The sequence below is a fragment of the Streptomyces swartbergensis genome (genome assembly GCF_002148965.1).
Taxonomy (GTDB): Bacteria; Actinomycetota; Actinomycetes; order Streptomycetales; family Streptomycetaceae; genus Streptomyces; species Streptomyces swartbergensis.
The window spans coordinates 1-5,190 of sequence record NZ_NGFN01000481.1; the positions used below are offsets into that span (position 1 = coordinate 1).

The following is a 5,190-nucleotide window of genomic DNA, read 5'->3' on the forward strand; positions in this document are numbered from 1 at the left end:
GTGCCGTACTGCGTGTCGTGGGGCAGCGTGGTGATCCGCGTCCCGGTTGGTGCGGCGTGCTGCAGGTGCGTAGGGCTCGGTTGTCGGTGGTGGGCCGGACGACCTCCTCGCGCCGGTCGCCGAGGATGTCCCCCGACAGAGTTGAGCTTGGGCTGCCCCGGGAGACGTCGAACGCACATCGCAGGGATCGGTGTCGAGCCACCGCCACGGCATCAGGTCCCCGCTGCCGGTGTGGACGCCGGTTCAGGCCGCGGCCGAGACGTTCCACCTGCCGCGCCGTCGCGGGCTGTGCCGTCTGCGGCAGTTCGGCGAGTGCGGCGGCCGGTGTGGCGGCGGTGGTGATGTCGCAGATCGGGCGGCCTCTCGACCGGGCTCTCGGTCTCCACGCTCGCGCTGTGGGGGCGGTGCGCCGATGCGTGGGGTCACGATGGCCTCCGATGCGTGGGGGGTCTGCAGAGTGAACGGGTCTGGTGGGGCAGGTGAGGCAAAGGTGATCGTTCACTTCGGCGGGTGTGGGAACGCTCCCAGGGGAGCGTAGGAAGCTGCTGAGGTGGCGTCAAGGATTCTGTCGCAGCTTGATGTCCGGCCTTGTTCGGATGCGTGAGTTCGACGATGTCTACGGATGCCCAGGCGTGGGTAAGGTCTGGAAACTGCGTGGTACGTAACGTTGGCTTTATTCGAGGATGACGGTGGAGGCGGCGTCGCGTATTCGCCGCCCGGCGGCACCGCGCAGTCGCATGGTGATCCTCGCGCCGGCCGGTAGCTGCGGGATCTGCTCGGTGAAGGACCGGCGCGGGCAGCCGGGCTCCCGGCACCACCAGCGACGCTTGTGCCAGCGGAACTCCAGTCCGCGCTCGCCGTACGGCAGATCGCGGGGCCGGGTGGTCGCGGAGCTCTTTACCCGGGTGGCGAATACGCCGCAGGCCGGGCAGGCTCGGGCCCTCTCATCGGCCGTGACCAAGTGGACTCGGCGTGTCCCATCCGCCAGCCGCTCGACCCGGGCGACGGACACCCCGTCGAGACCGAGCAGCATCGTCGTATCGTTTAACGCGGGTGTCGCAGGTTCGAAACCTGCCGGGGGCGCAGAGAAACACCTGGTCATGGGCCCTTCCGTCCGGCGGACGGGAGGGTCTTCGTACTCGCAGTACACATCAGTGCGCCGACGGCTGCGCTCCCTCCAGTCTCTGGAGGGAGCGGCGCCGGCTGGCCCCGGTGTGAGCCGCTGCCTACTGGAGGGGTGGGGTGAGGACAGGACACATGCGGAGGGTTCTTCCTAACGGGGTCAGCTGTGGGGGACGGAGAGTGCCATTCGAACCTCCGGTTCGGTGCGCTCGCGGACGTCCGCGAGGGACACTTCAGGGGCGAGTTCGACCAGGAACAGGCCGTCGGCCGTGATGTCGAGGACGGCGAGGTCGGTGATGATCCGGTGGACGCAGGCGCGCCCGGTCAGCGGAAGCGTGCACTCGTCAACGATCTTCGGTGAGCCGTCCTTGGCGGTGTGCTCCATGAGGATGATGACCTTGCGGGCGCCGTGCACCAGGTCCATGGCACCGCCCATGCCTTTGATCATCTTGCCGGGTACGGTCCAGTTGGCGAGGTCACCGGCCGCGGAGACCTGCATGCCGCCCAGCACGGCGACGTCGATGCGGCCACCGCGGATCATCCCGAAGGACCGTGCCGAGTCGAAGAAGGAGGCGCCGGGCAGCACAGTGACGGTCTCCTTGCCCGCGTTGATCAGGTCGGGGTCGACCTCATCGTCGTAGGGGTAGGGACCGGTGCCCAGGATGCCGTTCTCCGAGTGCAACACCATGTGGACGCCGGGCGGGAGGTGGTTGGGGATAAGGGTGGGCAGTCCGATGCCCAGGTTGACGTAGGAGCCGTCGGGCAGTTCGCGGGCGGCGCGGGCCGCCATCTGGTCGCGGGTCCAGGCCATCAGTGCCGCTCCTCACGCGTGCGGACGGTGCGCTTCTCGATGCCCTTGTCGTCGGCGGGGACGGGGCCCACGACCCGGTCGACGTAGATGCCGGGCAGGTGGACGGCGTCGGGGTCGATGGCGCCGGGTTCGACGAGTTCCTCGACCTCGGCGATGGTGGTCCGGCCGGCCATGGCCGCGAGGGGATTGAAGTTGGCGGCGCTGCGGTGGAAGACGAGGTTGCCGTGCCGGTCGCCGCGGGCGGCCCGTACCAGGGCGAAGTCGGTGGTGATGGCCTCCTCCAGGACGTACGCCCGGCCGCGGAAGGTGCGTGTCTCCTTGGGCGGGGAGGCCACCGTGACGCTGCCGTCCGGGCCGTAGCGCCAGGGCAGGCCGCCGTCGGCGACCTGGGTGCCGACCCCGGCGGGGGTGTAAAAGGCGGGGATGCCGGTGCCGCCGGCGCGCAGCCGTTCGGCGAGGGTGCCCTGCGGGGTGAGTTCCACCTCCAGTTCACCGGCGAGGTACTGGCGGGCGAACTCCTTGTTCTCGCCGACGTAGGAGCCGGTCACCCGGACGATCCGGCCGGCCGCCAGCAGGACGCCGAGGCCCTGCCCGTCCACGCCGCAGTTGTTGGAGACCACGCGCAGTCCGCCGGCGCCCTGGGCGTGCAGGGCGTTGATGAGCACGGTGGGTATGCCGCACAGACCGAAGCCGCCCACCGCCAGCGACGCTCCTTGCGGTATGTCGGCGACCGCCTCGGCGGCCGAGGCCATGACCTTGTCCACGTTGTTCATGCCTTTCTCCGGTGCCGGACGCTGTGTCCGGCACCGGGGTGGTGCCAGAGCTCATCGCACGGTGGTCATCGCCTGCGGCGGGCAGGTGGCAGAGGCACCGGGGCGACGCCCCCGATGACGGTGTTGCTGATGGTGCCGATGCCCTCGACTGTCATGGTGACGCTGTCGCCGGGGACGAGGGGCGGTGGTTCGAGGATGCCGTGGCGGCCCCAGAGTTCGGCCAGGCAGCCGCCGTTGCCGCAGGTTCCGGAGCCCAGGACGTCGCCGGGGCGGATCCAGGTGCCACGGGAGGCGTAGGCGGCCATCTCCTCGAATGTCCAGGCCATGTTGGCCAGTCGGTCCCGTCCGACCGTGTTGCCGTTGACGGCGACGGCGAGGGTGAGGTCGAGGAGGCCGTCGGCGTCACGGTGGGGTTCGAGTTCGTCGGCGGTGACGAGCCAGGGACCGAGGGTGGTGGAGCTGTCCTTCCCCTTGGCCGGGCCGAGTTTGACTCTCATTTCGCGGCCCTGGAGGTCGCGGGCGGACCAGTCGTTGAGGATCGTGTAGCCGAGGATGTGGTCGCGTGCCTGCTCGGGCGTCAGATCCCGGCCCGCCTTGCCGATGACGGCGGCGACTTCGAGTTCGAAGTCGAAGAGCCCGCAGCCCGGCGGTACCGGCACGTCGTCGTGGGCGCCGATCATCGCGTACGGGTTGGTGAAGTAGAACGCGGGCGCGGTGTACCACTCCTCGGGGACGGTGTCGCCGTATCCCCGTGCGACTCCCGCGACATGGCTCTCGAAGGTCATGTAGTCGCGAACGGTGGGCGGCTGCAGCGGAGGCAGCAGGTGCGCCTCGGCCAGGGGCACGGGCAGGGAGGCGGTCAGGGCGCGTTCTCCCCACGCGCGCAGGGCCTCCTCCCCTTCCACGATCAGGTCCAGGAGGTCGACGGGGTGCTCGAAGGGGTGGAGCTGGTCGTCGGCGACGACTCCCGACTGCCGTTTCCCGTCGTGGACGAAGCTCGCGAACTTCACGCCGCGCTCCCCTCCGCCTCGGCCGGCGCGGTGCCGCTCGGTCGGAAGCCGACGAAGACGGTGGCGATCACGGCGGCGCTCGCGCAGGCGGCGGCGGTGAGGATCAGTCCGTTGTTGTAGCCGTGGGCCAGGGCATCCGTGGTGTAGGGGGCGAGCTTGGCGCTGAGTGGCCCGAGGTCGACGGTGTGCAGGGCGAGCGGGCCGCCCTCGTGCAGGATGGCGGAGGCGATGCCGTGCTCCTTCGGGGTGAGCCCGGCATCCGCGAGGCTCCCGGTCAGCCGGCTGGCGGCCATGCCGAGGGCGACAGCGCCGACGACGGCCGGGCCGAGGGTCTGGCCGAGGTCGCGGACCAGGCTGGTGGTGGCTGCTGCCATGCCGGTCAGGTTCTGCGGTACGACGTTGACAGCGGCGGCGGTGAGCGCGGCGACGACCAGGCCGAAGCCGACGCCGTTCAGAATCAGCGGGCCCAGCATGGGCAGCAGAGCGGTCTCGTGGATCGGCAGCGCCCGCAGCCACAGCTGGCCCGCGGCCATCGCCAGGAAGCCGGTGACGAGCATGGGCCCGGGTCCGATGCGGTGCAGCAGACGGACCAGCAGGGGCCAGATGAACGGCGTGCACGCCTGGATGATCATGACCGGTATCGCGGCCTCGAAGGGGCTCTGGTGCTGGATGACACCGAGGCGGATGCTCAGGTCGTACGCGCCGCCGAGGAAGCCCAGCATGCCGATCACCGCCATCGCGGCCGACGCGGCGAACGCCGGGATACGGAAGAGGCTCAGCCTCAGCATCGGGGCCGCGCTGCGGTTCTCCACCACGACGAACGCGGCGATGAAGACGGCGAAGGTGACGAAGGAGGCGACGATGGGGGCCGAGCCCCAGCCGTCCGAGGGACCCTGGATGATGCCGTACAGCAGGGCGAGCATGGCCACTGCGATGGTGATCTGCCCCGGCCAGTCCAGTGACCGGCCCTCGGGGGCGCTGGACTCGGTGGCCAGCAGCCAGGCCGCCACGGCGGTGATCACGGCGAGCACGCCCGTCACGCCGAATGCCCACTGGAAGGGCGCGTGTTCGACGATGCCCCCGGACATGAGGGGGGCGATGAAGGCGCCGAGCGACAGGGCTGCGGTCCAGGAGGCCAGGCCCCTGGCGCGTGCGGCCGGGGTGGTCGTGATCGCGGTGATCATCGTCAGGGAGGCGGGGAAGAGCGCGGCGGCCCCGATGCCGGAGATCGCCTGGCCAGTGATCAGCTGGGCCGGGGTGTCGGAGGTCGCGGACACCAAATAGCCGACGGCGGCCAGCAGCGCCGCGACAACGACGAGTTTCTTACGGCCGTAGCGGTCGCCCACGACGCCGAAGGTCAGCGCCAGGACGGCGGCGGGCACCAGAAAGGCGTCACTGATCCAGGTCAGTTCCGCACCGGACGTCTGGAGCGTGCGCTGCATCTCGCCGTTGATCGCGGCGGGCAGCACCAGGC

General features: G+C 70.3%; 5 protein-coding genes and 1 pseudogene. All 6 read right to left on the reverse strand.

What is annotated here, in order from left to right:
• Positions 1–139, reverse strand: a pseudogene (locus tag CA983_RS49825) (rhamnogalacturonan lyase family protein); the annotation flags it as partial.
• A gap of 534 nt (positions 140–673) precedes the next feature.
• Positions 674–1,033 carry a transposase family protein gene (locus tag CA983_RS40435; RefSeq protein WP_158101938.1) on the reverse strand — a complete coding sequence of 120 codons (360 nt, stop codon included), beginning with the start codon at positions 1,031–1,033 and terminating at the stop codon, positions 674–676.
• 249 nt (positions 1,034–1,282) lie between these two features.
• Entirely contained in the window at positions 1,283–1,933 is a 651-nt protein-coding gene (locus CA983_RS40440; RefSeq protein ID WP_086605667.1) for a CoA transferase subunit B, read from the reverse strand.
• Positions 1,933–2,697 carry a CoA transferase subunit A gene (locus CA983_RS40445; RefSeq protein WP_208637147.1) on the reverse strand — a complete coding sequence of 255 codons (765 nt, stop codon included), beginning with the start codon at positions 2,695–2,697 and terminating at the stop codon, positions 1,933–1,935. The genes CA983_RS40440 and CA983_RS40445 overlap by 1 nt, the downstream gene beginning before the upstream one ends.
• 74 nt (positions 2,698–2,771) lie before the next feature.
• The gene (locus tag CA983_RS40450) at positions 2,772–3,716 is read right to left on the reverse strand and encodes a fumarylacetoacetate hydrolase family protein (protein WP_086605669.1); all 945 of its coding nucleotides are present in this window, start codon (positions 3,714–3,716) and stop codon (positions 2,772–2,774) included.
• A partial coding sequence (locus CA983_RS40455) for an MFS transporter (protein ID WP_086605670.1) occupies positions 3,713–5,190 on the reverse strand: 1,478 nt, incomplete at its 5' end. The genes CA983_RS40450 and CA983_RS40455, both read right to left, overlap by 4 nt.

What these genes read in the sequence shown, in the direction of transcription:
- CA983_RS40435 (WP_158101938.1), bottom strand. Translation starts at nt 1,033, where the DNA reads ATGCTGCTCGGTCTCGACGGGGTGTCCGTCGCCCGGGTCGAGCGGCTG.
- CA983_RS40440 (WP_086605667.1), bottom strand. Translation starts at nt 1,933, where the DNA reads ATGGCCTGGACCCGCGACCAGATGGCGGCCCGCGCCGCCCGCGAACTG.